The sequence below is a fragment of the Leisingera sp. ABM4_103 genome (assembly GCF_056158685.1).
The window spans coordinates 336,884-361,686 of record NZ_JBSWTU010000005.1; the positions used below are offsets into that span (position 1 = coordinate 336,884).

Consider the following 24,803-nt stretch of genomic DNA (forward strand, 5'->3'; position numbering starts at 1 on the left):
AAGCAGGCTCATTCCCCGTCCTGCAGGTACCTGGGACGCAGCACATAAATGGTCGGGCGGCTGGGCAGGCTGCGCAGCGAGACGGTGAGCGTGCTGCTGCCGTCATCGACCACATCGAACTCCGGTCCAATGCGGGCCAGAAAGCGGTCCAGAGAATAGTCGCTGAACCAATGCATCGGGATGATGACAGAGGACCGCAGCCGCCCGAGCACCTCCAGCATCTGATCCAGCGGCAGGGTGATGCCGCCGTCCACCGCCGCCATCACCACATCCAGCCGCCCCAGCGCGGCGTATTGTTCCGGCGTCGGCACATGGTGCAGGTGGCCCAGGTGGCCGATGCAAAGGCCCGCGGCCTCGAACACAAAGATCGAGTTGCCCCGCAGCTCCACCCCGCCGAACATGTTGCGGATATCGGTCGGGACATTGCGGATCAGCATCTCGCCCAGGTCGAGGTGATGGTCGATTCCCGCGCCGAACGGCCCCCAGCCCTCCAGCACATGCGGGATCGCCGGGTCGGGGTGCGCGGTCCAATGGGTTTCATGCGCGTGGTTCATGGTGACCACATCGGGGATCAGCGGTGCAGACCCGGTGAAACCGGTGAAATCGGTGACCACGTTCAGCCCGCCTTCTGTGCGCAGCAGAAAGGAGGCATGGGCGATATACCGGATCAGCACGCTGTCCTTGGTCACTGGGTCCTGCCAGCTGGCCCTGTGCAGGTAGCTCAGGCCGGGCGTTTCCTGTGCCAGCGCGATGCAGTGGCTGGGCCGCCGCTCCTGAGCGTGGAGGGCACTGGCACAGAGGATCAGCCAAAGGAGACAGCAGAGCGCGCGCATGAAGCAGGTTCTAGGGCGCAATCCACCGCTGTCAGCCCCCAAGCTCGAAAAACCTGCCAGGGCACTCCCGCCCGCTCCGGCTGAATTGGAAATTCCGCCTTGCTGTTGGGCGTGGCGCCGGGCCTGCGGCCCGGCGAGGCCGCAGCCGGCGGAAAACCAAGACGCCCGGTCGCGAGGCCGGAAGGCCGGGAGGCGCCGCACCGCAGGTGCGGCGCCAGGCCCAACGGGAGCGGTGAACGTTCAATGCACCAGCGACGGGCGAGAGCCTTTGCGCTTTACGGGGCGACCCCTGCTTAAGCCTGGCCGGCCAAAGTCTTGCCACGGCGGTCGTGGCGCAGCGCGGCGTAAAGCACATGGGTGCGCCAACGGCCGTTGATCTGCAGGTAAGACTGGGCAACGCCCTCATACTTGAAGCCGGATTTCTCCAGCAGCCCGCGGGAGGCCTGGTTTTCCGGCAGGCAAGCGGCCTCGATCCGGGACAGGTCCAGCTTGGTGAACGCGTGATGCACCACTGCGCCGATCGCCTCTCGCATGTAGCCCTGGCGGGCAAACGGCTGGCCCGTCCAATAACCCAGCGTGCCAGGCCTGGGCCGGGCCGCGGCGGATGTTGTCGAGCGTGATCGCCCCCACCAGAACCTGGTCCGACCGGCGGATCAGGAACAGCGGCATGGCTGAGCCGGAGGATACCGAGCGGCGCGCCCAATAGACCCGGTTAGTAAAGCTCTTGCGGCTGAGGTGATCCGCCGCCCAGCTCGGCTCCCACGGGGTGAGATAGGCCTGGCTTTGCAGCCTGAGCGCCGCCCAGCCGTGAAAATCCGCATGCACCGGCGGCCTGAGGGTCAGGCGCTCGGTTTCGATGCGGACCTTGCGGCGGGTGAGCAGCATCAGGCGGCGCGCCTCTCCTGCAGCCTCTCCAGCGCAGGCGCACCGTCCACTGGGCCATAAAGCGCCAGCGCCGCAGGCGCCGTCACCGCCATGGTTTCGGCCAGTTCGCGCACGTCCTTGGTCGTTACCGCGTCAATCCGCTCCACCGTGCGTTCCAGCGACGGCACCTTGCCCCAGATCTGCACCAGCCGCGCCAGCCGCTCGGCGCGGTTGGAGGGGCTTTCCAGCCCCATCAGCATCCCGGCCTTCATCTGGGCGCGGGCGCGCTCGACCTCAGCGTCGCTCATATCATCCGCGGCGCGCTTCATCTCGTCGATGGTGATGCCCGCCAGCTCTGCCAGCTGCTCACCGGAGGTGCCCGCATAGACGGTCATCGAGCCAGTATCGGCATAAGAGCCGGCCTGAGAGAAAATCGTATAGCAGAGGCCGCGCTTCTCGCGCACCTCCTGGAACAGCCGCGAGGACATGCCGCCGCCAAGCGCACTGGCATAGATCTGCGCGGTGTACATCGACTGATCGCGGTAGCCGGGGCCCTCAAAAGCCAGCGCGAAATGCGCCTGCTCCAGATCCTTTACCTGCCGCGCCTCGCCGCCGGTGAACTGTGCGCCTTCTGCGGTGAAATCCGGCTTGGCCTCCATATGGCCGAACATCTGCTCCGCCAGCTTGACCAGCGTGTCATGGTCCACACCACCAGCAGCGGCTAGTATCATATGCCCAGGGCCGTAATGCTCCGAAACGAACCCCTGCAGGTCTTCGCGGGAGAAGCTGCGGACCCGCTCCGCCGGACCGAGGATGGTCCGGCCCAGCGGCTGGCCGCGGTAGCTTTCCTCCTGCAGCCAGTCAAAGATCACGTCGTCGGGCGTGTCCAGCGATTGGCCGATCTCCTGCAGGATCACCCCGCGCTCAACCTCGATCTCACGCTGGTCGAACACCGGATTCAGCAGGATGTCCCCGATCACATCCACGGCCAGCGGCACGTCATCCTTGAGCACACGGGCGTAATACGCTGTCACTTCGCGCGAGGTGTATGCGTTGATGTAGCCGCCCACATCCTCGATTTCCTCGGCGATCTGCAGGGCCGAGCGCCGCTTGGTGCCCTTAAAGGCCATGTGCTCCAGGAAATGGGCAATGCCGTTCTGTTCCAGCCGCTCGTGGCGGCCGCCGGCAGTGACCCAGATCCCGACCGCCGCGGATTCCAGTCCCGGCATATGCTCGGAGACGATGCGGAACCCGTTGGCGAGTGTGTGCTGCTGAACTGTCAATTCGCGATGTTCTTTCTGATGTGATCCTCAAGGGCAGCCAGATCATTGGCGATCCGGGTGACCCGTTCCGGCCTGTCATACAGGTCCGCCATGCGCGGGGGAAGAGGCGGATGAATGCCGCTGGCGTCTTCGACCGCTGCCGGGAATTTCGCCGGGTGCGCGGTGGCCAGCGTGATCATCGGAACGTCGGCCTTGCGGTGCTCATTCGCCACTTTCACGGCAACGGCGCCATGCGGGCAGATCAGCTCACCCGAAGACGCCAGCTCGGATTTGATGGTGGCCAGGGTTTCCTCTTCGGAGGTACGGCCGGATTCGTAATTCTCCGCAAGCGCCTGCATCGCCCCCTGCGACACGTCAAAGCCGCCGTTCTTCAGCTCGTCCATCAGCAGTGCCACTGCCTTGCTGTCCTCGCCGTAGGCGTAGAACAGGGCGCGCTCGAAGTTCGAGGAGACCTGAATATCCATCGACGGCGAGATCGAGGGCTGGGTGTCGCCTTTGTAATACCCCTGCCCCGACAGGCAGCGGTGCAGGATGTCGTTCTGGTTGGTGGCGACCACCAACTGGTCGATCGGCAGGCCCATCTGCTTGGCGATGAAGCCTGCGAAGATGTCGCCAAAGTTGCCGGTGGGCACGGTGAAGCTCACCTTGCGGTGCGGTGCCCCCAGCGAAACGGCGGAGGAGAAGTAATAGACCACCTGCGCTAGTACGCGCGCGATGTTGATCGAATTGACGCCCGCCAGTTTCACCCCATCGCGGAAGTCGAAATCGTTGAACATGTCCTTCACACGGGCCTGGCAGTCGTCGAAGTCGCCATCGACGGCCAGCGCGTGTACGTTCTTGTCCTGCGGCGTGGTCATCTGGCGGCGCTGCACTTCCGACACACGGCCATGCGGGTAGAGGATGAAGACATCCACGTTGCTCAGGCCCCGAAAGGCTTCCATGGCGGCAGAGCCAGTATCGCCGGAGGTGGCACCGGCGATGGTCACCCGGTCGCCGCGGCGTTCCAGGGCGGTCTGGAACAGCTGGCCGATCAGCTGCATCGCAAAGTCCTTGAACGCCAGCGTCGGGCCGTGGAACAGCTCCAGCAGGAAGTGGTTGGGCGCCAGCTGCTTCAGCGGCGCGCGGGCGGCATGGCCGAAGCCCTCATAGGCGCGGGCGATGATGCCGCGGAACTCGTCATCAGTGAAGCAGTCGCCGAGGAAGGGGCGCATGACGCGGAAGGCGGTTTCCTCATAGGACAGGCCAGCCAGCGCCGCGATCTCGTCCTGGGACATCTGCGGAATTTCCGCCGGCACATACAGGCCGCCATCGCGGGCGAGGCCCGTCAGCATCGCGTCTTCAAAGGTCAGCTCGGGCGCTTGGCCCCGGGTCGAGATATATTTCATCGCCTTAGCTCTTTGGTTCAGGGGCGGCTGCGCCGCAGGAAATAGATGGTCATCGCCGCCCAGATAAAGGCCAGCGAAAACCAGGTGATCGCATATTGCAAGTGGTTGTTCGGGATGCCCGCAGTTGTCACGGCTTGCGGAGTGACCGCGGCCTCAGGCGTTGCGCTGCGGGCGACAATCAATACGGGTTCGGTGTTCAGGCGCTCTGCCATGTAGGCAACGTCCCGGGCATAGAGGATATTAGTGTCCACTTCCGGCGCGGGGGTGGTCCAGTCGCCCTCATCCGGCCAGAGAAGATTGCCGGTGACTGTAGCCTGCCCGATGGTGAGAGATGTGCCCTTTTCAGCGGCAGGGATGAAGCCCCGATCCAACAGGACACGCCGACCATCGGTGGTCACGAAAGGGGCAATGATCCGGTACCCCGTCTCGGCGTCTTTGGTGACCCAGAACACATGCAGCGCATTGCCTTCAATCTCACCTTCAACAGTGACGGCCCGGTAACGGTCTCGTTCCTTCGCCGGGACCTGCGGCAAAGCCGCCGGTGCAGCCGCGATGTTGGCCTCAATCGTCTGAAGCAGGTCTTCCTTCCAGGCCTTGCGCTGCAACTGCCAGGTGCCGAGGCCGATCAGAATAGCCAGGCCCGCGCCGCTGATGATCAACAGGAAGATGACACGCCGCATCGACGCTGCTCCGCTTCAAAACTTAGGGCGCGCAAGGTAACTCCTTGCGCGCCCCGTGTGTGACTTCAAGCTTGCGGATAATCAACCGCAAACATGTAACCGTTACAAACCGCCTATTACAGGCCGGAAGTGCCCCAGATGTAGACGGCCACGAACAGGAACAGCCAGACGACGTCCACGAAGTGCCAGTACCAGGCGGCGGCCTCGAAGCCGACGTGCTGCTCCGGGGTGAAGTCGCCCTTCATCGCGCGGATCAGGCAGACGGTCAGGAAGATGGTGCCGATGACCACGTGGAAGCCGTGGAAACCGGTGGCCATGAAGAAGTTCGAGTAGAACTCGTCTTCGCCGAACTTCCAGCCCTCGTGCAGCAGGTGCGCGTATTCATAGCCCTGAAGGAAGGTGAAGGCGATGCCGAACGCGATACCGATGGCCAGGCCCTGGATCAGCGCCTTGCGGTCGTTGTTGTGAACCAGCGCGTGGTGCGCCCAGGTCACTGCACAGCCGGACAGCAGCAGGATCAGGGTGTTGATCAGCGGCAGGTGGAAGGGGTCGACCGCGTAGATTTCCGGCGCCACGTATTCGGTGCCGACGTAGGTCTCCATCGGGTACATGGCGTGTTTGAAGAACGACCAGAACCAGGCGAAGAAGAACATCACCTCGGACATCACAAACAGGATGAAGCCGTAGCGCAGGCCGATGCGCACCACCGGCGTGTGGTCGCCCTGGCGGCTTTCGGCCACCACTTCGGACCACCAGGCAAAGGCGGAGTACAGAACCGCAACAAAGCCGATCCAGAACGGCCAGGCGGTGATGCCCTTCATCCAGAACACTGCGCCAACCAGCATGACGAAAGTGCCCACCGAAGCGGCCAGCGGCCAGATCGACGGCGGCAGAATGTGATAATCGTGATTTTTAGCGTGCGCCATTTAAGTGTCCCTCACCTAGCGGCCTAGTTCGTTGTTGTGCCTGCCCCGGTGCCATCCCCGGTGTCGAGGGCGGCATAGCCCTCGGGCAGATCGATTTCATGGAACGTGTACGACAGCGTGATCGTATGCACGTATTTTGCGTCCCGGTCGTCAATGATTTCGGGATCCACATAGAAGGTCACGGGCATCTGAACCCGCTCCCCCGGCTGAAGCACCTGCTCGGTAAAGCAGAAGCAGTCGATTTTCGAAAAGAACCCGCCGGCCTGATAAGGCGCCACGTTATACGACGCCTGCCCCGCCACCGGGCGGTCGGTCGGGTTGTAGGCCTCGTAAAAGGCCAGGCCGGTTTCGCCCAGCCGGACTTCCATCTCGCGCTGGACCGGCTTGAACTCCCACGGCATGCCGCGCTGCTTGGAGCCGTCGAAGCGCACCGTGATGGTTTCGTCCAGAATGGTGTCGGAGCCGGTGCTGGCCACGCCGGTCACGCCGCCAAAACCGGTGACCCGGCAGAACCAGTCGTAAAACGGCACCGAGGCCCAGGACAGGCCGCCCATCAGGACGACAACGCCGACCAGCTGGAGAACGGTTTTCTGGGGACCTTTCATCGCCATCAGTTCTGCTCCGCCTGAGTGTCGGGGAAAGAGAAGCCGTTGGAGGTGACCTTGACCATGGTCAGGGCCAGGATCAGCACCACGAAGGCGGCCAGCAGGACGCCCACGCCGATGTTGCGGCCCGACCGGCGCTTGTGGATTTCATGTTCCTTGCGCAGTGCCATGTTACCAGCCTCCCAGCCCGTAGGGCTTCAGCAGCGCTTCGGCCAGGATCGCGCCGAAGTGCAGGAACAGATAGAGCAGCGACAGTTTGAAGAAGCTGCGCTCGACCTTGAAGTTATCGGCCTCGGAATCGTCCTCGTCGCGGCGGGTGATCTTCCAGGCGCCGTGCAGGAACAGCGCGTTCATCACCAGCGCCGCGGCCAGGTAAAGCGGGCCGCCAATGCCGGAAAACGCGGTGCCGACGGCCAGCAGCGCCAGCAGCACGGTGTAGACCAGGATATGGACACGGGTGGCGCGGCGGCCATGGGTCACGGTCAGCATCGGCACGCCCGCGTCGTCATAGTCAGACCGCATGAACAGCGCCAGCGCCCAGAAATGCGGCGGCGTCCACATAAAGGTCAGCAGGAACATCAGCCAGGGCTCAACCGACATGGTGCCGGTGGCGGCAATCCAGCCGATCACCGGCGGGAAGGCCCCCGCGGCACCGCCGATGACGATATTCTGCGGCGTCGCCCGCTTGAGCCACATGGTGTAGACCACCACGTAGAAAAAGATGGTGAAGGCCAGGAACGCGCCGGCAAAGACATTAGCGGCCAGCGCCAGCATGATCACCGACAGGCCTGACAGCGCCAAGCCCAGTGCAAGCGCCTCGCCCGGCTCCACCTTGCCGGCGGGGATCGGGCGGCCCTTGGTGCGCTTCATCACCTTGTCGATATCGGCGTCCCACCACATGTTCAGCGCACCGGAGGCGCCGCCGCCGATGGCGATGAAAAGGATGGCGCAGAAACCGACGACGGGATGCACGGAGACGGGTGCGGCCAGCAGCCCGACCAAAGCGGTGAACACCACCAGCGACATGACACGGGGTTTCAGCAGGGCGAAGTAATCGCCAAAGCTGGCCTCGTCCTCATATGCCCGGCTTGCGTTGATGCTTGCGTCGCTCATCTTGGGTCCTTTGGCGGCAACAGGTGCGCATCGCTGCGCACCCTGGTCTTGTCATTGCGGCAGATGGGGCGGCTCGCGCCCCGCTTGCCAGCTATCAGTTGGAAGCGACCTGGTAGGCCTGCGGAATGCCCGCGTACTCTTCCTTGGCGCCTTCCAGCCAGGCGTCATACTCTTCCTGGGTCACGACCTTGACGGTGATCGGCATGTAGGCGTGGTCCTTGCCGCACAGCTCGGAGCACTGACCGAAGTAGATGCCTTCTTTGCCTTCATCGACCTTGAACCACAGCTGAGCCAGACGGCCCGGAACGCCGTCCTGCTTCACGCCGAAGGCCGGGATGGTCCAGGAGTGGATCACGTCCGCCGCGGTCACGTTCATCACGATGGTCTTGCCCGACGGCACGACAACGGCGGTATCGGTGGCCAGCAGGTACTCGTCTTCGGCATAGCCGTTTGCGGCCAGCTGGTCCTTGGGCAGCAGGAAGCTTTCGAACCCGAACTCGTGGTCGGTGTACTCATAGCCCCAGTACCACTGATAGCCGGTCACCTTGATGTTGATGTCGCCTTCGGGAATCTCCTGCTGGGCAAACAGCTGCGGCAGCGAGAAGGAGCCGATGAAGACCAGGATCAGGATCGGGATCACGGTCCAGGCAATCTCGATCGGGGTGTGGTGGGTGAACTTGGCCGGGGTCGGGTTGGCGCGGCGGTTGAACCGCAGGATCGCCCACAGCAGCAGGCCCGCAACAAACACGCAGATCACGGTGATGATCACCAGGATCATGTAGTCCAGGCGCTGCAGGCCTTCCGCCAGCGAGGTCGCCGCCGGCTGGAAGTTCAGTCCGCCGTCAACCGGCTTACCAATGGTTTCCAGACCTTCTTGCGCCATTGCTGGAAGGCTCGAAAGGCCGGCAAAAAGGCCCGAAAGCATCAAAGCGTTTTTCATGTTCTGTCCTGATCGGTTGATCGCATTTTTCTGCGGCAGCACGAATGGGGGGAATCAATGATTCCACAAAACGCACCAGCCCCGTTGTCTTTGACGCCGCTTAAAATCATATTCGGGCGTACAGATAAAGAGGCAGCCAAGCGTCAAACCGTCGCTTTCTTGATTTAGATCAAAAAAATCTGAGGACCGTGCCATGGAAAACCCAGCCTTCCGACCCTTTGAAACCGCGCTTCCGGAGGATGAGGCGCTGGCCGCCCTGCGGGACGCGCTGAATGGTGCGGAGGATGGCGAGATCTTTGCCGAGCGCCGCAAGTCGGAGGCCCTGTCCTTTGATGACGGGCGGCTGCGCAGCGCCAGTTATGATGCGTCCGAGGGCTTTGGTTTGCGGGCGGTTAACGGCGATGTGGCCGGATATGCGCATTCCACCGATGTCTCGATCGCGTCGCTGAAGCGGGCGGCGGAGACGGCCAAGCTGGCCGTTGGCGAGGGCGGCGGCACCTACTCGGACGCGCCGCAGGCGACCAACAAGAAGCTCTATACCGATGCCGATCCGATCAGCGCCATGCCGTTTCCGGTGAAGGTGGAGACATTGCGCGAAATTGATGCCTATGCTCGTGATCTGGATCAACGCGTGGTTCAGGTTTCCGCGTCACTGGCCGCCTCACTGCAAGAAGTGGAGATCCTGCGCGCTGACGGGGTGCGGGTGCGCGACACCCGCCCGATGGCGCGGCTCAACGTGTCGGTGATCGTCGAAAAGGACGGCCGCCGCGAGAGCGGCTCGGCGGGCGGCGGAGGGCGGCTGGGCCTGGATGGGCTGGTCGACCCCAAGCATTGGCAGGCCCAGGTGAAGGAGGCGCTGCGCATTGCGCTGGTCAACCTGGACGCGGTCCCCGCCCCGGCGGGCGAAATGGACGTGGTGCTTGGACCGGGCTGGCCCGGCATCCTGCTGCACGAGGCGATCGGCCACGGTTTGGAGGGCGATTTCAACCGCAAGGGTTCGTCGGCCTTTGCCGGGCTAATGGGCCAGCAGATCGCGGCCAAGGGCGTGACCGTGCTGGATGACGGCACAATCCCGGACCGGCGCGGCTCGATCACCGTCGATGACGAGGGCACGCCGAGCCAGAAAACCACCCTGATCGAGGACGGCATTCTGGTCGGCTTCATGCAGGACCGCCAGAACGCGCGGCTGATGGGGGTTTCCCCCACCGGCAACGGGCGGCGCCAAAGCTATGCCCATGCGCCGATGCCGCGGATGACCAACACCTACATGCTGGGCGGCAGCGCCGACCCCGGTGATCTGGTGGCCGGGATCAAGGACGGCATCTGGGCGGTGGGCTTTGGCGGCGGCCAGGTGGATATCACCAATGGCAAGTTCGTGTTCTCCTGCACCGAGGCCTACCGGGTGAAGGACGGCAAAGTCGGCGCACCGGTTAAGGGAGCCACGCTGATCGGCGACGGGGCCACTGCGCTCAAGCAGATTCGCGGCCTTGGCAATGACATGGCGCTGGACCCCGGCATGGGCAATTGCGGCAAGGCCGGGCAATGGGTTCCAGTGGGTGTCGGCCAGCCCTCGGTGCTGATGGGCGGGCTGACCGTGGGCGGATCGGCCGCCTGAATCAGTCCGCAAAAACTCGGCAAAATCATGATTTTGCCGCAAATTTCCGGGCCGGAAGCCAGTGTTTCCGGCCTTTTCTACCGGAACAAGAAGTCTTCGAACTCAGGCCGGATTGCAATTCTCCATTTGTTTTCGACACTTAGGAAAATTTTCAGGGTATTGGCCGAAAACTCTCTGCCGTTCACCAACTGTTAACCGGCAAAGGGTTAATTCTAATCCTGCAAACAGGCGGAGCTGCGGATGACTGAAGAAGCACATTCTTCCACTCACCCCCCACTCCCACCCACCACGGAAGACACTCAGTTTTCATGGCTTCGCCTGTTGCGCTCCAAGCGGGTCGGCCCGGTGACGTTTCACCGGCTGCTCGCTGAATACGGTTCAGCGCAGAACGCGCTGGATGCGCTGCCCGAAGTGGCACGCTCCGCAGGCATAAAAGGGTATGAAACATGCCCTGCCAAAGCGGTGGACGCCGAAATTAAGGCCGCAAAAGCCGCCAAAGCGCGGCTTTTGTGCTTTTCGGACCCTGACTATCCCAAACTCCTGGCCGGGCTGAAGAATGCCCCGCCCCTGCTGTGGGCCATCGGCGACCTGTCTGTGCTGAGGCGCCCGATGGTTGCCATGGTCGGGGCGCGCAACGCGTCTTCCCTGGGGCTGCGGATGGCCCGGTCGCTGGCGCAGAACCTGGGGGAGGCAGGCTGCACCGTGGTTTCCGGCATGGCCCGCGGTGTCGATACCGCGGCGCATCAGGCGGCGCTGAAAACCGGCACCATTGCAGTGCTGGCAGGTGGCGTTGACGTCATCTACCCCGCAGAAAACGCCAAGCTGGCCGAAGATATCTGCGAAACCGGCCTCCGGCTGTCGGAACAGCCCATGGGCCTGACACCGCAGGCGCGCGATTTTCCGAAACGCAACCGCATCATCGCCGGCATGTCCCGCGCCGTCGTGGTGGTGGAGGCAGCGGCGAAGTCCGGCAGCCTGATCACCGCCCAGGATGCGCTGGATTACGGGCGCGAGGTGCTGGCGGTGCCCGGCCATCCATTCGATGCCCGCAGCTCCGGCTGCAACCGGCTGATCCGGGACGGTGCCATGCTTGTGCGCGACGCCGCCGACGTTCTGGAGGCGCTGCCGCAGCAGGATCCGCTGCCGGCGCCTGCTGCGGCGGACAGCCTGCAAGAAGCCTTGGCGAGTTTGCCCCCGCCACCGCCCCAGCGGCGCAGCCTGGCGCAGACCAACGCCCTGCATCAGCAGATCCTGGGCCGGCTGGGCCCCTCCCCCACCTCCGAGACCGAGCTGCTGCGCGACCTGTCCCTGCCGCCGCATGAGCTGGCGCCGGCGCTGACGGATCTGGAGCTGGAAGGCACAATCCACCGCCACCCTGGGGGGCTGCTTTCCAAGGCTTTTCCGGACGGCGAAGAATGACCACACGCAGCCTTTCCTGCCCAGGCCCATCCGCTGGAACGGGCGGCAGAAGGCTGGCGCAGACGGCCGTTCTGCAGCCGCGTCCAATGCACCCGGATTGACAATCGCCTCTTGCGCCCCACATGTTGCCCCGCCATAGAACCCGCAGAAGTGGTCCGAAGAGGTATCAGAATTTATGCCAGTAGTTGTTGTCGAATCCCCGGCCAAAGCAAAAACAATCAATAAATATCTTGGCTCCGACTATACGGTTCTGGCGTCTTACGGACACGTGCGCGACCTGCCGGCAAAAGATGGCTCGGTCGATCCGGACGCGGATTTCGGTATGACCTGGGAAGTCGCCAACGATTCCCGCAAGCACGTGAAAGCGATCGCCGATGCGCTGAAAGACGATAATGCGCTGATTCTCGCGACCGACCCCGACCGCGAGGGCGAGGCGATCAGCTGGCATTTGCAGGAAGCGCTCACCAAGCGGCGTTCGATCAAGAAGGACACCGCCGTGAGCCGGGTGACCTTCAACGCGATCACCAAGGAAGCGGTGACCGAGGCGATGCGCAACCCGCGCCAGGTCGACATGCCGCTGGTCGAGGCGTATCTGGCACGCCGGGCGCTGGATTATCTGGTGGGCTTCAACCTGTCGCCGGTGCTGTGGCGCAAACTGCCTGGCGCGCGTTCAGCGGGCCGGGTGCAATCGGTCTGCCTGCGCCTGATCGTCGAACGCGAGATGGAGATCGAGGCCTTCAACCCGCAGGAATACTGGTCCGTGCGCGCTCAGCTGGCGACCCCGCGCGGCCAGGAGTTCGAGGCGCGCTTGACCGTGCTGGGCGGCGAAAAGCTCGACAAATACAGCCTCAAGAATTCTACCGCAGCCGAGCTGGCGGTTCAGGCCGTAGCCTCGCGCAGCCTCAAGGTACTGTCGGTCGAGGCCAAGCCTGCGGCCCGCAACCCCTCCGCCCCCTTCATGACCTCCACCCTGCAGCAGGAGGCCAGCCGCAAATTCGGCATGGGCGCGCGCCAGACCATGAACGCAGCGCAGCGGCTCTATGAGGCGGGCTACATCACCTATATGCGGACCGACGGCATCGACATGGCGCCGGAAGCCGTACAGGAGGCCCGCGCCGAGATCGAGAAGCGCTACGGCGCCGAATATGTCCCCTCCTCGCCGCGGATCTATAAGAACAAGGCCAAGAACGCCCAGGAAGCGCACGAATGTATCCGCCCGACGGACATGAGCCGCGATGCCAAGGCGCTGAAGGTCACGGATGACGATCAGCGCAAGCTTTATGACCTGATCTGGAAGCGGACGCTCTCGTGCCAGATGGAAGGCGCGCGGCTGGAGCGCACCACCGTCGATATCGGCTCGGACGACCAGCAGGTCGTGCTGCGCGCAACCGGCCAGGTGGTGCTGTTTGACGGCTTCATGCGGGTCTATGAGGAAGGCCGCGATGACGTCGCGGATGAGGACGACAAGCGCCTGCCGCAGATCATGGAAGGCGAGGCGATGAAGTTCGCCTCCTCGCTGGCGGCGCAGGCCGAAAAGGCCGGCAAGGACGCCTCTGTCCTGTCTGATGACGGCGCGGTGCTGGCGCTGCAGCACCACACCCAGCCGCCGCCGCGCTATACCGAGGCGACGCTGGTCAAACGCATGGAAGAGTTGGGCATCGGCCGCCCCTCGACCTATGCGTCCGTGATCACCACAATCCAGGACCGCGAATACGTCCGCAAGGAAAAGAACCGCCTGTTCCCCGAGGACAAGGGCCGGATCGTCACGATCTTCCTCCTGAATTTCTTCCGCAAATACGTGGGCTACGAGTTCACCGCAAACCTGGAAGAAGAGTTGGACGACGTGAGTGCCGGCGACCGGGATTACAAGGATCTCCTGGGCAAGTTCTGGCGCGATTTCTCCGCCGCTATTGCCGAGACATCCGAGCTGCGCATCACCGAAGTGCTGGATGTTCTGGATGACGCGCTGGCGCCCCAGCTGTACCCGCCGCGCGAGGATGGAACCGATCCGCGCATCTGCCCGAAATGCGGCCAGGGCCAGTTGCACCTGAAGACCTCGCGCACCGGCGGCTTTGTCGGTTGCGGCAACTACCCTGAGTGCAACTACACCCGCCCGATTTCCGGCGAAGGCGCCGAAGGCTATGAGCGCGTCCTGGGAGAGGATGACGGCGATGAAATTCATCTGAAATCCGGCCGCTTCGGGCCTTATGTCCAGCGCGGCGAAGCAACGCCCGAGAACAAGAAGCCGCCGCGCTCCTCTCTGCCAAAGCAGGGCAAGGATTTCCTGCCGGGCTGGGGCCCGAATGAGATCACTCTGGAGCAGGCCCTGACCCTTCTGACTCTGCCGCGCGAAATCGGGCAGCATCCGGACGGCGGTGCAATTCAGTCCAACCTGGGACGGTTCGGCCCCTACATCGCGCACCAGCTGCCCGATGAGGAAAAGCCGGTTTATGTGAACCTCAAGGAGACGCTGGACGTTTTTGAGATCGGCATGAACCGGGCGGTTGAGATGCTGGCGGAGAAGCGCGCCAACCCCGGCCGCCGCGGCAGCCGCGCGGCTGCCAAGCCGCTGAAGGAGCTGGGCGAGCACCCCGAAAGCGGCGGCGCGGTGAACATCATGGACGGCCGCTATGGGCCCTACGTCAAATGGGAGAAGGTGAACGCCACCCTGCCCAAGGACGTGGAGCCAAAGGACGTGACCATGGAAATGGCGGTTGAGCTGATTTCCGAGAAAGCGTCCAAGGGCGGCAAGAAGAAAGCCGCCGCCAAAAAAACCGCGGCCAAGAAGAAAGCCGCCCCGAAGAAGGCCGCCGCCAAGGAGTGACCGGACCGGCGCGCTCCCGCCGGCTCCGGGCGCATCGGCATGCGCCCTCCCCGTTGGGCCCAGCGCCGCTAACGCGGCGCGGGCTGCCCTTCAATCCCCTTTTGTTCTGCACTGGCAGATGCCGTTTAAGGGCAAACCTGTCCTGAAACGGCATCTCAGCCAATCCCCCTTGCGCCGCGCAGCGGCGCCACGCCCAAGGCTGACGGCGTCTCGCCGCAGGCAGAGGTGCTGGGAAGGCGCGGGAGCGCACCCCTCCGTAGAAATACGCACACTTCTCCGTATCGTTGACTTGTGCCCGCCCCGGCGTCAGAACCACTGTCAAACGGTAGTTGTTGGGAGAACTCCATGAAAAAGGTTTACGCCAACGCCGCCGAAGCGCTCGACGGGCTGCTTCACGACGGCATGCTTATCGCCGCGGGGGGCTTTGGCCTCTGCGGCATCCCCGAACTTCTTTTGCAAGCGATCAAGGACGCAGGCACCAAGGACCTGACCTTTGCCTCCAACAATGCCGGCGTTGACGATTTCGGCATCGGCATCCTGCTGCAGACCAAGCAGGTGAAGAAGATGATCTCTTCCTATGTGGGCGAGAACGCGGAATTCATGCGCCAGTACCTGTCGGGTGAGCTGGAGCTGGAATTCAACCCCCAAGGCACCCTGGCCGAGCGTATGCGCGCCGGCGGCTGCGGCATTCCGGGCTTCTACACCAAAACCGGTGTCGGCACCGTGATCGCCGAGGGCAAGGAGCACAAGGACTTCAACGGCGAGACTTACATCCTGGAGGAAGGCATCTTTGCCGATCTCTCCATCGTCAAGGCCTGGAAGGCGGATGACACCGGCAACCTGATCTTCCGCAAGACCGCCCGCAACTTCAATCCGCCTGCTGCCATGTGCGGCAAGATCTGCGTGGCAGAAGTGGAAGAAATCGTGCCGCGCGGCGAGCTTGACCCCGACCAGATCCACCTGCCGGGCATCTACGTGCACCGCATCATCCAGGGCGCGCACGAGAAGCGCATTGAGCAGCGCACCACCCGCAAGCGTGAGGAGGCTTAAACCATGGCTTGGGACCGCAACCAAATGGCCGAGCGCGCCGCGCAGGAACTGGACGACGGCATGTATGTGAACCTCGGCATCGGCATTCCGACGCTGGTGGCGAACTATGTGGGCGACAAGGACATCACCCTGCAGTCGGAGAACGGCATGCTGGGCATGGGCCCCTTCCCCTATGAGGGCGAGGAGGATCCGGACCTGATCAACGCGGGCAAGCAGACCATCACCGAGCTGGCGCGCACCTCCTATTTCGACAGCGCCACGTCCTTCGGTATGATCCGCGGCGGCAAGATCGCGGCCGCGATCCTGGGCGCAATGGAAGTCGATGAGAAAGGCGACCTGGCGAACTGGATGATCCCGGGCAAGCTGGTCAAGGGCATGGGCGGCGCCATGGATCTGGTCGCAGGCGTCGGCCGCGTGATCGTGGTGATGGACCACACCAACAAGCATGGCGACAGCAAGGTGCTGAAGGAATGCACCCTGCCGCTCACCGGCAAGGGCGTGGTCGACCAAATCATCACCAACCTGGGCGTTCTGGATGTCGTTGATGGCGGGCTGAAGATCGTCGAACTGGCCGAGGGTGTCAGCGAAGAGGAACTGCGCAGCTCCACTGAGGCCACAATCGTCGGCTGATCTTGGAATAGAGCTGACTGGCAAAAAAGGCCCGCCGGATACCGGCGGGTCTTTTCTTGTCGCGGGTCGTCATAGCTGTCACGCCCCGGCGGCTGCTCCTGGACGCGGACGCGGCCGCAGCGTGTGCCAGACGGCGCCTTCCTGCGGGTTCACGATCTCCCACATGTAGACGCGCTTATCGTGCCAATTGACAATCTTTTCCTGCCCGTCTTCGAACACTACCACGCAATAGCTGCCATCGGCCGGGTCGCAACTGTCACGTCCCAGCAAGGTGACGATGACCGGGTCCACCAGATTGCTCTTGAACAGAACCATTGCCTTGGTCTGCTTGCCGGAGACGTAGAGGGCCCCTGCAAACAGCGCCGCCGCCAGCAGGATGAACCCCACACCAGAGAAGTTCCGGAACGGATTGAACTCCGCCAACTGCGGCCCGAAGGCGGTAAAGACCATGCGCCCGAAAAAACCGATGAAAGCCAGCAGGGCGAATAACAGAAGCTTCCCATTAAGACTTTGCGCGCCCACGGCAATTTCCGATGGGTTAAATCCCAAATCCAAATCATTTTCTCCAAAAATTTGAGCTAAAAAATATGCTTCAGGCCACCATACCGGCGGCCCGGGGCAGATGGCAGGCTTTTTGCAAAAAAACTCCGTTAATCGGGCCGCTGCGAACCTCTGTACGGCAGATTATCCACTGCACCGGTTCGCTTCAGAGGCTCCGTTAGCTTGAGCAACTGCTCAGCTTCAGCCGCCGCTCGGGACTTGGATAGCGTCCGCCCCAGCGGGCGCGCGCGGCAGTGTCACCGGCAGCAGAACGCCGCCGGCAAGAACAGCGGCCAGTGCCGCCATGAGAATATCCCGTTTCATGGGTGAGCCCCCGCGCAACGGCGCGCGCAATTCATCGCCGGCTGTCTGATCATGCCTTGGTCCCTCCTGCACTGAATTGCACGCCGGTGCCGGAGGCCTCATTCGGTCGTGTCCCCGCGTCCGGTGCCGTCAGCGCAGCAGCAATGCAGGCAGCCAGTATCACCGGCCCGAACGGTGAAGCCATCGGTTTGAAAAGACGTCTCATTCCAGTTCCCCTAACAAAGTGTACCGATCTGTAAACTCACCTCAGTAAAGTGTACCGATCGGTACTTATAATCAAGGGAATTTTCACCCGCCCAAGGCTGAAGAGCGGCGTCTGGCCCTAACGCCCTTGTGTTACGGCAAAAATTATTTTGATTTGCCGCGCAATCCCGACGTCAATATGTACCGAACGGTACACCTGAGGACGAATTATGCGCCCCAACAAGCGAGACGAACTGGTCAGCAATGCCCTGGAGGTCTTTTACCGAAACGGGTTCCACGCAACGGGCATGGACATGCTGGTCGAGGAAACCGGCATCTCCAAGACCTCGATCTACAAGCACTTCCGCACCAAGGACGACCTGATTATTGCCGTGCTGCGCCTGCGGGACGATAATTTCCGCAGTTGGCTGTTCAGCCGGATGGAGGCTTTATCTAACACTCCGGCCGGGCAGCTGCTTGCGGTTTTCACCGCTCTTGGCGAATGGTTCGGGAAGCCGGAATTTGCAGGCTGCATGTTCATAAAAGCCAGCGCCGAGTTCCAGAGCCGGACTCATCCGGTGTATCTGCAGTCTACGGAGCACAAGCAACTGCTGCTGGAGCATTTAACCGGCTTGGCCAAAGCAGCCGGTGCGCCCGCCCCCGCAGGACTGGCCCGTCAGCTTTTAACATTGAAGGAAGGCGCAATCGTTCTGGCGGCCATGTCGGTGACCCCGGATCCGGCTGGGGACGCGCGGGACACCGCCCGGATGCTGCTGCAGCCCTATCTGGCGGAGGGCTGAACCGGGCTGGCTTAGTTCATCACCCGGAACACGCAGCCGTCCGAAATCAGCTGCGGCGGGGTCAGGCAAAGGCCGCGGGCCACCTGATAGGCGGCCAGGACCTTTGGCACGTAATCACGGGTTTCGGCAAAGGGAGGCACGCCCTGGTGGCTGCGCACCGCGCCCTCGCCTGCATTGTATCCGGCCAGCACCAGTATCGGGTCGCCGCCGAACTCCCCCATCAGCCAGTCGAGATAGCGGATGCCGCCCGAAATGTTCTGATGCGCTTCCAGAGCGTCCGTCACGCCAAATCGCGCCGCGGTGTCCGGCATCAGCTGCATCAGCCCCTGGGCGCCGGCGGAGCTGACGGCATCTGCCTTGCCCGCGGATTCGACAGCGATCACTGCCAGCACCAAAGCAGGCGAGACCTGGGTGCTGGCGCTTTCGGTCAGGATCTGGATTCCGCGGGTCTGGGCGATTTCCTGCATCAGCTGCAGCCGCGGCGCCGCAAGCCCCTTGGCCCCTGCCAGCGCCTGCAGGGCATCGTCCAGACGGCCCGGCCCGCTCTGCTCCAAACCGGGGGAAATCTTGTTCCAGAACCATCCGTAGCGTCCGGCGGGCTGCGCGGCATCGTCTACCAGGTCCGGCAACGGAGCGGCGGCTTCCGTTTGCGGTTCCGGCTCGATTTGCACTGTAATACGCTTGCTGGCGCCGGGTGCGGGCGGTTTGACCCGCTTTGCCTCAAACTGGGGGAACGGTTCTTGCGGCGCGTCCTGCCCCCAGGCCGCCATGGGCACGGCATAGGCTGCCAGTGCCAATATCGCGTTACGGAATGCCAATGTTCTGCCTGCCAGAGGTTTTTTTGTCCGCTCAGACTCGGAAAATTACTGCTGAAAACCAGGCTTGGCCCCCAGAATCTGGCGCAATCGCCATATTTCCCTGCGCCTGGCGCGGAAATGCCACGCGGCCCAACGCGGTAACAAAAAATTAATCCAGCAAAATCAAGCAGGTGCCGAAATTCTTGCTGAAAAGTAAAATTGGGGCGGCAATTTCCGGCTTTCAGCCCAAATCCTGCCACGCTGGGCTGGCTATATAAGCTCATCCAAGCCGGACAGAGGTCAAGCAGGTGAGAGAGCGGACCCTGGCGAGAAGGCGGGATAAAGCAAATTCTGAGATCCTTTGGAGGGACCAAGCCATGATCAAATTCTTCAAAAACTTCCGCAAAGACGAATCCGGCGCCGTGACCGTTGACTGGGTTGTGCTGACCGCAGCCGTTGCTGCTCTGGGCGGCGTTGTCTACACGGCCATCCAGGACGGTGCATCCGACCTGGCCAGCAACACCAACACCTTCATGGACGGCAAAAACCCGAACGGCAGCGGCACCTAAGCTACGCTGCACAGCATTTGCCTGAGCATTGGCCGCCCTGTTCGCAGGGCGGCCGTTTTGCTGTTTGCGGGTATTCGCCGCCCCCGCCAGAACGGACAGCCGCAACGCAGGACTGGCTTGGAAAACTCTTTTCCCGGTTTCCGCACTATTGGGCGAAAAGCACAGTATTACGCCCAATTAACGCCCCATTCATAAAGCTTAATGGACTCATCAACCGGCGGGCAGGCCAGAAGGAGAGAGCTGGCCAGACTGCCCGGCGGACCAGATACAGTATTTAAGTTTCCTTGGAGGGACCAAGCCATGATCAAATTCTTCAAAAACTTCCGCAAAGACGAATCCGGTGCCGTGACCGTTGACTGGGTTGTGCTGACCGCAGCCGTTGCTGCTTTGGGCGGCGTTGTCTACACCGCCATCCAGGACGGTGCATCCGACCTGGCCAGCAACACCAACACCTTCATGGACGGCAAAAACCCGAACGGCAGCGGCACCTAACAGGCTGGCCTGAGAATGCTGTGCCTTGGTCCTGCCAGGGCACAGCTGCATCCCAAGTTTCCGTTTCTTAGTGAGGCGCAGGTCATGAAAAAACTAAGCTCCTACCTTACAGACGAAGACGGTGCGATAACTGTCGATTGGGTGATTTTGAGCGCAGCGGCTGTTGCTATGGCAGCGCTGATTGCAGGCTCCGTCGGGGACGGCGGATTGAGCCTGGCAAACGGGATCGCTTCGTTCATGCGAAACTGGTCGTTCAGCTGAGGCGCGTGATTGGCGGGCCCTGTCAGGCCGCGCCAAGGCGCCGTCACAGAACCGGCAGAAGTCGGCAGTTTTCAGGCAAATTGAGATATCCAGCAGCCGGTTCCGATCACGGAACACCGGCTCAAGTTGATGAGAGGTAACACAATGCGGGCAGTTTTCGGACTTGTGCTGATTGTCGGTGTAGCCCTCGCCGGCGGTGCCGTGATGATGGCCAAGAACTACATCTCGGCCTATCAAAATGAACTTGCGCGCGAGCGCGCAGCCCGCGCTGAGGCGGTGCCGACGGTGGATGTGTTTGTCGCCACCAAACCGCTGAAATACGGCGAGCGCCTGTCCAAGGACGCAGTGCGCGCCGTGCGCTGGCCGCAGAACGCTATCCCCGAGGGCGCCTTTACCACCCTCGACGCATTGTTCCCGCCCCAGAACGGCGAGAAGCTGCGGGTGGTGCTGCGCGCCATGGAGAAGGATGAGGCGGTGATGGCCATCAAGGTCACCGCCCCCGGCGAAGATGCCGGCATCACCTCGCGGCTGCAGCGCGGCATGCGGGCCTTTGCGATCAAGGTGGACGTGTCCTCCGGCGTCTCGGGCTTTCTGCGTCCCGGTGACAAGGTGGACGTCTATTGGACCGGCATGATGCCCGGCGCCAGCGGCTCACGCGGGGAAGTCACACGGCTGATCCAGACCAATGTGGAACTGGTGGCAGTCGACCAAAGCGCTGGCGGCGACATAAACGAGGCTATCATTGCCCGCACCGTCACCGTTGCTGTCCGGCCTGAACAGGTGGCGGCCCTGGCTCAAGCCCAGACCACCGGACGGCTGTCCCTGGCCCTGGTGGGTGCAGGCGATGACACCATCGCTTCGGTGGTGGAAGTTGACCAGCGAACGCTGCTGGGTTTGGGGGCTTTGGAAGCTCCGCAAGAGGTGGAAAAGGAAAAGGTTTGCACCATCCGGACCCGCCGCGGTGCTGAGGTTGTGGAAATTCCGATCCCTTGCACCAACTGAAAAACACCTGTTCGCACAGACCCTTAACAGGTTCAGCCGCCTCTTCCATGCGAAGGGCGGCTGTTCTGTCTGTTGCGCAAGCTCCACATCGGCGCCCCCTCAGGAAAGGCCCCGAAGCCTTTGATTCTTGCAATATTTCGGGATCTGCACCACAGTGCCCGAAAGAGCGGGCGAAAAGACCCGGATTTTGAGGCGTGATCGGAAAGGCAGGTCACATGGCAATTCGACGGTTCGTGGCGGCGGCCCTGATGGGGCTATCGCTTATTGGCATGCCGCAGGCAGATGGGGCCTGGGCGCAGTCCTTGCGCGTGGTGAAAAAGGGCACGGCGGCGACGCTCGACGTGCCGATGAACCGTGCAGTGGTTGTGGAAAGCGAAATCCCCTTTGCCGAGCTGAGCATCGCCAATCCCAGCATTGCCGACATCTCGTCTTTGTCCGATCGCACCATTTACGTTCTGGGCAAGTCCCCGGGCCTGACGACGCTGACGCTGCTCGACGGCTCCGGCCGACTGATCACCAACGTTGACGTGCGGGTGGCCGCCGATGTCACCGAATTCAAGCAGCGCCTGCGCCAGATTCTGCCGAATGAAAAGATCGAAGTGCGGACCGCCAATGATGGCATCGTCCTTTCCGGCACCGTGTCCAGTTCGGCACGGCTGCAGCGGGCGCTGGATCTGGCTGAGCGCTATGCCCCGGAGCGGGTCAGCAACCTGATGTCGGTGGGCGGCGTGCAGCAAGTGATGCTCAAAGTCCGCTTTGCCGAAATGCAGCGCTCAGTGTCTAAATCGCTGAGCGCCTCGCTGGGCTTCAACGGCGGCACCGGCAACGGCCGCACCGGCGGCGTCAACACGCTGAACACCTCTGGCGCCCTGGCCAACTCTCTGGCCGGCAACATCCCTGCGGCCAACGAAAACACCGGCGCCTTCCTGTTCGGCTTCAACGCAGGTTCCGTCCAGGTCAGCCTGCTGCTGGAAGCGCTGGAACAAAAGGGCGTTGTCCGCACCTTGGCCGAACCCAACCTCTCCGCCCTCTCGGGGCAGGAAGCGAAATTCCTGGCCGGCGGCGAATACCCGGTCCCGGTCGCCCAGGAAGGCGGCGTGATCACCATCGAATTCAAACCCTTCGGGATCGAGCTGAACTTCATCCCGCGTGTGGTTGACGGCGATCTGATCAATCTGGAACTGAACGCCGCAGTCTCTGCGATCGACCCGACCAATTCGCTGGAACTCAGCGGTCTGACCATCGACGCTTTCTCCCGCCGCGAGACCTCCACCACGGTGGAAATGCGCGACGGCGAAAGCTTTGCCATTGCCGGGCTGATCCGCGACGAATTCCTCGACAACTCCTCGCAGCTGCCTTGGCTGGGTGACGTGCCGGTGCTGGGCGCGCTGTTCCGAAGCGCCGACTACCAGCGCGAGCAGACCGAACTGGTGATCATCGTCAGCGCCCATCTGGTGACCCCCACCCGCGGCGAGGCGCTGACCCTGCCGACCGACCGTGTGGCCCCGCCCAGCGAGAAGGATCTGTTCCTGTTCGGGCGCACGTCACGTAACCGGGCCGGGCCTGCCGCCGAGGTCGCCAAGCAGGATTTCAACGGCTCTTACGGCTACGTGCTGGACTGATAGGGAGTGGCACAGATGATCAGAACCGCTGCAATTCTCGGCCTCCTCCTGACCACCGCCGCCTGCGAGCGGGAAGCCGGGCGCGAGTTGAACCGCAAGGGAACCTTTGGCGAAGCCACCCTCAACAACGCGGCGGTGATGAGCGGCGAGCGCAGCTTTGCCATCCAGCTGGCCGGCCGGTTCGCCCAGGAAGTGCCCACCACCATCACCTTTGACTTTGACAGCGCCCGGCTTGACCAGACCGCACGAACGGTGCTGGACCAGCAGGCGCATTGGATCCGGCAGTTCCCCGAGGTGCGGTTCCGCGTCTTCGGCCACACCGATGCGGTGGGCAGCAACGCCTACAACCGCGCGCTTGGCTTGCGCCGGGCCCGGGCGGCAGTGAATTACCTGGTCTCCCGCGGCATCAGCCGCAGCCGTCTGGAAGCGGTGATCTCGCACGGGGAAACCCAGCCGCTGATCCCGACGCCTGAACGCGAACGCCGCAACCGCCGCACCGTGACTGAGGTCAGCGGCTTCCTCAAGCGCCACCCGTCGGTGCTGGACGGCAAATATGCCCAGATCATCTACCGCGAGTATCTGGAAAGCGCGATTCCTGGCACCACCCTGACCCAGCAGAAGTCGCTGGAGCGCACTCTGCAATAAGCCCGCCACGCTGGCGGGCGGTTACGAAGTAGTAACAATTCCCCATATTTGGGGATTTTTGGCCCCAATATCGCCTAGATTGCCACCGACATTGTTTCCAAGAGGCGGACTGTGCCCATGGCCCGGTTCCGCCCATGTGAACAAGGATGATGGCGATGAGCAGCGGTATGCCGCAAACAGAGACACCTGCAATTGTTGCCTGCACGATCAGCCGCGATGTGCAGAACTTCGACCTCCTGATCGAAGACATGGAAGCCGCATTGGGAGAAGCCTGGGGCGATCTGGGCTTTACCGAGGCGCTGGCTTTCTTCGGCCAGACCGAGGCGGAGCCGCTGCAGTTCGTCGCTCTGGCCATCGACAGCGCCGACGAGGGCGACCTCCCGCTGATGGGCGAGATCATCACTCAGGCCAAGTCCCGCGGTATCAAGGTGATCCTGATTGCCGAGGATGTGACCCCGGCCGCGCTGCACACGCTGCTGCGCCAGGGCGCAGATGAGTTTGTCCCCTACCCTCTGCCCGAGCAGGAATTGCAAGCGGCCATCGAACGGCTGCAGGCGCCGCCCCCGGCAGTGGAGCAGAACCCGCACCAGCTGCAATCCGGCAGCCAGCGCGAAGGCGCGGTGATCGTTTGCCACGGGCTCGCAGGCGGCACCGGTTCAACCACCATGGCCGTCAACCTGGCCTGGGAGCTTGCCGCGCTCAGCGAGCGGGAGGAGCCCAGCGTCTGCCTGCTGGATCTGGACCTCCAGCATGGCTCGGTCTCGACCTACCTGGACCTGCCCCGCCGCGAGGTGGTGATGGAAATGCTCAGCGAGTCCGAAAGCATGGACGAGGATCTGTTCGGCCAGGCGCTGCTGCCGTTCCAGGAGAAGCTGCAGGTTCTGACCGCACCCTCGGAAATGGTGCCGCTTGACCTGTTGTCGCCCGAAGACATCGCCCGGGTTATCGAAATGGCGCGCAGCCATTTCGACTTTGTCGTCATCGACATGCCGCACACGCTGGTGCAGTGGACCGAAACAGTGCTCAATACGGCGCACGTATATTTCGCCTTGATCGAACTGGATATGCGGTCAGCCCAGAACGCTCTGCGGATGAAACGGGCCCTGCAGTCGGAGGACCTGCCCTTCGAAAAGCTGCGCTTTGCCCTGAACCGGGCGCCGAAATTCACAGATCTTGCCGGCAAAAGCCGGGTCAAACGGATGGCAGAATCCCTCAGCATCTCCATCGACCTGCAGCTGCCCGACGGCGGCAAGCAGGTTCTGCAGAGCTGCGACCACGGGCTGCCGCTGGCCGTTTCGGCAGCGAAAAATCCCTTGCGCAAGGAAATCGCCAAGCTCGCGGCCTCGCTTCATGCGCTGGGCCGAAGCGAAGCAGAAGCCGCCTGAGCGGCCTGAACTGGGG

At 62.7% G+C, this 24,803-nt stretch carries 25 protein-coding genes and 1 pseudogene; 13 read left to right on the forward strand and 13 right to left on the reverse strand.

Going from position 1 to position 24,803, the window contains the following annotated elements; all coding sequences use genetic code 11:
- Positions 1 to 8: 8 nt before the first annotated feature.
- The 10 genes and pseudogenes from ACXAED_RS03335 to coxB all read right to left on the reverse strand — a co-directional run bounded on the left by ACXAED_RS03335 (position 9) and on the right by coxB (position 8,629).
- Entirely contained in the window at positions 9 to 833 is an 825-nt protein-coding gene (locus ACXAED_RS03335) for an MBL fold metallo-hydrolase (RefSeq protein ID WP_475046873.1), read from the reverse strand.
- A 293-nt stretch (positions 834 to 1,126) separates the two neighbouring features.
- Positions 1,127 to 1,718 (reverse strand): annotated as a pseudogene (locus ACXAED_RS03340) (GNAT family N-acetyltransferase).
- Positions 1,718 to 2,980 carry a M16 family metallopeptidase gene (locus tag ACXAED_RS03345; RefSeq protein WP_475046875.1) on the reverse strand — a complete coding sequence of 421 codons (1,263 nt, stop codon included), beginning with the start codon at positions 2,978 to 2,980 and terminating at the stop codon, positions 1,718 to 1,720. The pseudogene ACXAED_RS03340 and the gene ACXAED_RS03345 overlap by 1 nt, the downstream one beginning before the upstream one ends.
- Positions 2,977 to 4,365 (reverse strand): threonine synthase, encoded by a 1,389-nt coding sequence (thrC, locus tag ACXAED_RS03350; RefSeq protein WP_475046877.1) that lies wholly within the window; start codon positions 4,363 to 4,365, stop codon positions 2,977 to 2,979. The genes ACXAED_RS03345 and thrC overlap by 4 nt, the downstream gene beginning before the upstream one ends.
- 17 nt (positions 4,366 to 4,382) lie before the next feature.
- Positions 4,383 to 5,045 (reverse strand): SURF1 family protein, encoded by a 663-nt coding sequence (locus ACXAED_RS03355; protein ID WP_475046878.1) that lies wholly within the window; start codon positions 5,043 to 5,045, stop codon positions 4,383 to 4,385.
- A 116-nt stretch (positions 5,046 to 5,161) separates the two neighbouring features.
- The gene (locus ACXAED_RS03360; RefSeq protein WP_475046880.1) at positions 5,162 to 5,971 is read right to left on the reverse strand and encodes a cytochrome c oxidase subunit 3; all 810 of its coding nucleotides are present in this window, start codon (positions 5,969 to 5,971) and stop codon (positions 5,162 to 5,164) included.
- A gap of 23 nt (positions 5,972 to 5,994) precedes the next feature.
- The gene (locus ACXAED_RS03365; RefSeq protein WP_475046882.1) at positions 5,995 to 6,582 is read right to left on the reverse strand and encodes a cytochrome c oxidase assembly protein; all 588 of its coding nucleotides are present in this window, start codon (positions 6,580 to 6,582) and stop codon (positions 5,995 to 5,997) included.
- The gene (locus ACXAED_RS03370; protein WP_475046883.1) at positions 6,582 to 6,746 is read right to left on the reverse strand and encodes a cytochrome C oxidase assembly protein; all 165 of its coding nucleotides are present in this window, start codon (positions 6,744 to 6,746) and stop codon (positions 6,582 to 6,584) included. Before ACXAED_RS03370 ends, ACXAED_RS03365 begins: the two co-directional genes overlap by 1 nt.
- 1 nt (position 6,747) lies before the next feature.
- Positions 6,748 to 7,689 carry a heme o synthase gene (cyoE, locus tag ACXAED_RS03375; protein ID WP_475046885.1) on the reverse strand — a complete coding sequence of 314 codons (942 nt, stop codon included), beginning with the start codon at positions 7,687 to 7,689 and terminating at the stop codon, positions 6,748 to 6,750.
- 94 nt (positions 7,690 to 7,783) lie between these two features.
- Positions 7,784 to 8,629, reverse strand: coding sequence for a cytochrome c oxidase subunit II (coxB, locus tag ACXAED_RS03380; protein ID WP_475046887.1), 846 nt, complete (start codon positions 8,627 to 8,629; stop codon positions 7,784 to 7,786).
- A gap of 193 nt (positions 8,630 to 8,822) precedes the next feature.
- Here coxB and tldD point away from each other — a divergent pair, with 193 nt between their 5' ends.
- From tldD to ACXAED_RS03405, 5 genes are all read left to right on the forward strand, one after another.
- Positions 8,823 to 10,244 carry a metalloprotease TldD gene (gene tldD / locus ACXAED_RS03385; RefSeq protein ID WP_475046888.1) on the forward strand — a complete coding sequence of 474 codons (1,422 nt, stop codon included), beginning with the start codon at positions 8,823 to 8,825 and terminating at the stop codon, positions 10,242 to 10,244.
- Positions 10,245 to 10,484: 240 nt separating this feature from the next.
- Complete coding sequence (gene dprA, locus ACXAED_RS03390; protein ID WP_475046890.1) at positions 10,485 to 11,663, forward strand: DNA-processing protein DprA; 1,179 nt, start codon at positions 10,485 to 10,487, stop codon at positions 11,661 to 11,663.
- Positions 11,664 to 11,838: 175 nt separating this feature from the next.
- The gene (topA, locus tag ACXAED_RS03395; protein ID WP_475046891.1) at positions 11,839 to 14,487 is read left to right on the forward strand and encodes a type I DNA topoisomerase; all 2,649 of its coding nucleotides are present in this window, start codon (positions 11,839 to 11,841) and stop codon (positions 14,485 to 14,487) included.
- 345 nt (positions 14,488 to 14,832) lie between these two features.
- Positions 14,833 to 15,537 carry a CoA transferase subunit A gene (locus tag ACXAED_RS03400; protein ID WP_475046893.1) on the forward strand — a complete coding sequence of 235 codons (705 nt, stop codon included), beginning with the start codon at positions 14,833 to 14,835 and terminating at the stop codon, positions 15,535 to 15,537.
- A gap of 3 nt (positions 15,538 to 15,540) precedes the next feature.
- Complete coding sequence (locus ACXAED_RS03405) at positions 15,541 to 16,167, forward strand: CoA transferase subunit B (protein WP_475046895.1); 627 nt, start codon at positions 15,541 to 15,543, stop codon at positions 16,165 to 16,167.
- A 78-nt stretch (positions 16,168 to 16,245) separates the two neighbouring features.
- Here the strand turns inward: ACXAED_RS03405 and ACXAED_RS03410 are convergent, their stop codons facing one another.
- Positions 16,246 to 16,722, reverse strand: a complete 477-nt coding sequence (locus tag ACXAED_RS03410; protein WP_475046897.1) for a hypothetical protein — start codon at positions 16,720 to 16,722, stop codon at positions 16,246 to 16,248.
- A 186-nt stretch (positions 16,723 to 16,908) separates the two neighbouring features.
- The gene (locus tag ACXAED_RS03415; RefSeq protein WP_475046899.1) at positions 16,909 to 17,031 is read right to left on the reverse strand and encodes a hypothetical protein; all 123 of its coding nucleotides are present in this window, start codon (positions 17,029 to 17,031) and stop codon (positions 16,909 to 16,911) included.
- A gap of 413 nt (positions 17,032 to 17,444) precedes the next feature.
- On the opposite strand from ACXAED_RS03415, the gene ACXAED_RS03420 reads away from it, so the two are divergent.
- Positions 17,445 to 18,014: a TetR/AcrR family transcriptional regulator gene (locus ACXAED_RS03420; protein ID WP_475046901.1), complete on the forward strand. Its 570-nt coding sequence runs from the start codon at positions 17,445 to 17,447 to the stop codon at positions 18,012 to 18,014.
- An 11-nt stretch (positions 18,015 to 18,025) separates the two neighbouring features.
- On the opposite strand, the gene ACXAED_RS03425 is transcribed toward ACXAED_RS03420, so the two are convergent.
- On the reverse strand, positions 18,026 to 18,784 hold the full coding sequence (locus ACXAED_RS03425; protein ID WP_475053000.1) for a lytic transglycosylase domain-containing protein: 759 nt from the start codon (positions 18,782 to 18,784) through the stop codon (positions 18,026 to 18,028).
- Between the two features lie 404 nt (positions 18,785 to 19,188).
- Between ACXAED_RS03425 and ACXAED_RS03430 the strand changes: the two genes are divergently transcribed.
- The 7 genes from ACXAED_RS03430 to ACXAED_RS03460 all read left to right on the forward strand — a co-directional run bounded on the left by ACXAED_RS03430 (position 19,189) and on the right by ACXAED_RS03460 (position 24,787).
- Complete coding sequence (locus ACXAED_RS03430; protein WP_475046903.1) at positions 19,189 to 19,380, forward strand: Flp family type IVb pilin; 192 nt, start codon at positions 19,189 to 19,191, stop codon at positions 19,378 to 19,380.
- A 300-nt stretch (positions 19,381 to 19,680) separates the two neighbouring features.
- Positions 19,681 to 19,872 carry a Flp family type IVb pilin gene (locus ACXAED_RS03435; protein ID WP_475046903.1) on the forward strand — a complete coding sequence of 64 codons (192 nt, stop codon included), beginning with the start codon at positions 19,681 to 19,683 and terminating at the stop codon, positions 19,870 to 19,872.
- An 84-nt stretch (positions 19,873 to 19,956) separates the two neighbouring features.
- Entirely contained in the window at positions 19,957 to 20,133 is a 177-nt protein-coding gene (locus ACXAED_RS03440) for a hypothetical protein (protein WP_475046905.1), read from the forward strand.
- 144 nt (positions 20,134 to 20,277) lie between these two features.
- Positions 20,278 to 21,135: a Flp pilus assembly protein CpaB gene (cpaB, locus tag ACXAED_RS03445; protein ID WP_475046907.1), complete on the forward strand. Its 858-nt coding sequence runs from the start codon at positions 20,278 to 20,280 to the stop codon at positions 21,133 to 21,135.
- A gap of 215 nt (positions 21,136 to 21,350) precedes the next feature.
- The gene (locus ACXAED_RS03450) at positions 21,351 to 22,757 is read left to right on the forward strand and encodes a type II and III secretion system protein family protein (protein WP_475046909.1); all 1,407 of its coding nucleotides are present in this window, start codon (positions 21,351 to 21,353) and stop codon (positions 22,755 to 22,757) included.
- 15 nt (positions 22,758 to 22,772) lie between these two features.
- Entirely contained in the window at positions 22,773 to 23,402 is a 630-nt protein-coding gene (locus ACXAED_RS03455) for an OmpA family protein (RefSeq protein WP_475046910.1), read from the forward strand.
- Positions 23,403 to 23,557: 155 nt separating this feature from the next.
- On the forward strand, positions 23,558 to 24,787 hold the full coding sequence (locus ACXAED_RS03460; RefSeq protein ID WP_475046911.1) for a CpaE/TadZ family protein: 1,230 nt from the start codon (positions 23,558 to 23,560) through the stop codon (positions 24,785 to 24,787).
- Positions 24,788 to 24,803 lie beyond the last annotated feature (16 nt).

Coding starts and splice junctions, on each gene's coding strand:
- ACXAED_RS03335 (WP_475046873.1), bottom strand. CDS start 833: ATGCGCGCGCTCTGCTGTCTCCTTTGGCTGATCCTCTGTGCCAGTGCC.
- thrC (WP_475046877.1), bottom strand. CDS start 4,365: ATGAAATATATCTCGACCCGGGGCCAAGCGCCCGAGCTGACCTTTGAA.
- ACXAED_RS03355 (WP_475046878.1), bottom strand. CDS start 5,045: ATGCGGCGTGTCATCTTCCTGTTGATCATCAGCGGCGCGGGCCTGGCT.
- ACXAED_RS03360 (WP_475046880.1), bottom strand. CDS start 5,971: ATGGCGCACGCTAAAAATCACGATTATCACATTCTGCCGCCGTCGATC.
- ACXAED_RS03365 (WP_475046882.1), bottom strand. CDS start 6,582: ATGGCGATGAAAGGTCCCCAGAAAACCGTTCTCCAGCTGGTCGGCGTT.
- ACXAED_RS03370 (WP_475046883.1), bottom strand. CDS start 6,746: ATGGCACTGCGCAAGGAACATGAAATCCACAAGCGCCGGTCGGGCCGC.
- cyoE (WP_475046885.1), bottom strand. CDS start 7,689: ATGAGCGACGCAAGCATCAACGCAAGCCGGGCATATGAGGACGAGGCC.
- coxB (WP_475046887.1), bottom strand. CDS start 8,629: ATGAAAAACGCTTTGATGCTTTCGGGCCTTTTTGCCGGCCTTTCGAGC.
- tldD (WP_475046888.1), top strand. CDS start 8,823: ATGGAAAACCCAGCCTTCCGACCCTTTGAAACCGCGCTTCCGGAGGAT.
- dprA (WP_475046890.1), top strand. CDS start 10,485: ATGACTGAAGAAGCACATTCTTCCACTCACCCCCCACTCCCACCCACC.
- topA (WP_475046891.1), top strand. CDS start 11,839: ATGCCAGTAGTTGTTGTCGAATCCCCGGCCAAAGCAAAAACAATCAAT.
- ACXAED_RS03400 (WP_475046893.1), top strand. CDS start 14,833: ATGAAAAAGGTTTACGCCAACGCCGCCGAAGCGCTCGACGGGCTGCTT.
- ACXAED_RS03405 (WP_475046895.1), top strand. CDS start 15,541: ATGGCTTGGGACCGCAACCAAATGGCCGAGCGCGCCGCGCAGGAACTG.
- ACXAED_RS03415 (WP_475046899.1), bottom strand. CDS start 17,031: ATGAAACGGGATATTCTCATGGCGGCACTGGCCGCTGTTCTTGCCGGC.
- ACXAED_RS03420 (WP_475046901.1), top strand. CDS start 17,445: ATGCGCCCCAACAAGCGAGACGAACTGGTCAGCAATGCCCTGGAGGTC.
- ACXAED_RS03425 (WP_475053000.1), bottom strand. CDS start 18,784: ATGGCGGCCTGGGGGCAGGACGCGCCGCAAGAACCGTTCCCCCAGTTT.
- ACXAED_RS03430 (WP_475046903.1), top strand. CDS start 19,189: ATGATCAAATTCTTCAAAAACTTCCGCAAAGACGAATCCGGCGCCGTG.
- ACXAED_RS03435 (WP_475046903.1), top strand. CDS start 19,681: ATGATCAAATTCTTCAAAAACTTCCGCAAAGACGAATCCGGTGCCGTG.
- ACXAED_RS03440 (WP_475046905.1), top strand. CDS start 19,957: ATGAAAAAACTAAGCTCCTACCTTACAGACGAAGACGGTGCGATAACT.
- cpaB (WP_475046907.1), top strand. CDS start 20,278: ATGCGGGCAGTTTTCGGACTTGTGCTGATTGTCGGTGTAGCCCTCGCC.
- ACXAED_RS03450 (WP_475046909.1), top strand. CDS start 21,351: ATGGCAATTCGACGGTTCGTGGCGGCGGCCCTGATGGGGCTATCGCTT.
- ACXAED_RS03455 (WP_475046910.1), top strand. CDS start 22,773: ATGATCAGAACCGCTGCAATTCTCGGCCTCCTCCTGACCACCGCCGCC.
- ACXAED_RS03460 (WP_475046911.1), top strand. CDS start 23,558: ATGAGCAGCGGTATGCCGCAAACAGAGACACCTGCAATTGTTGCCTGC.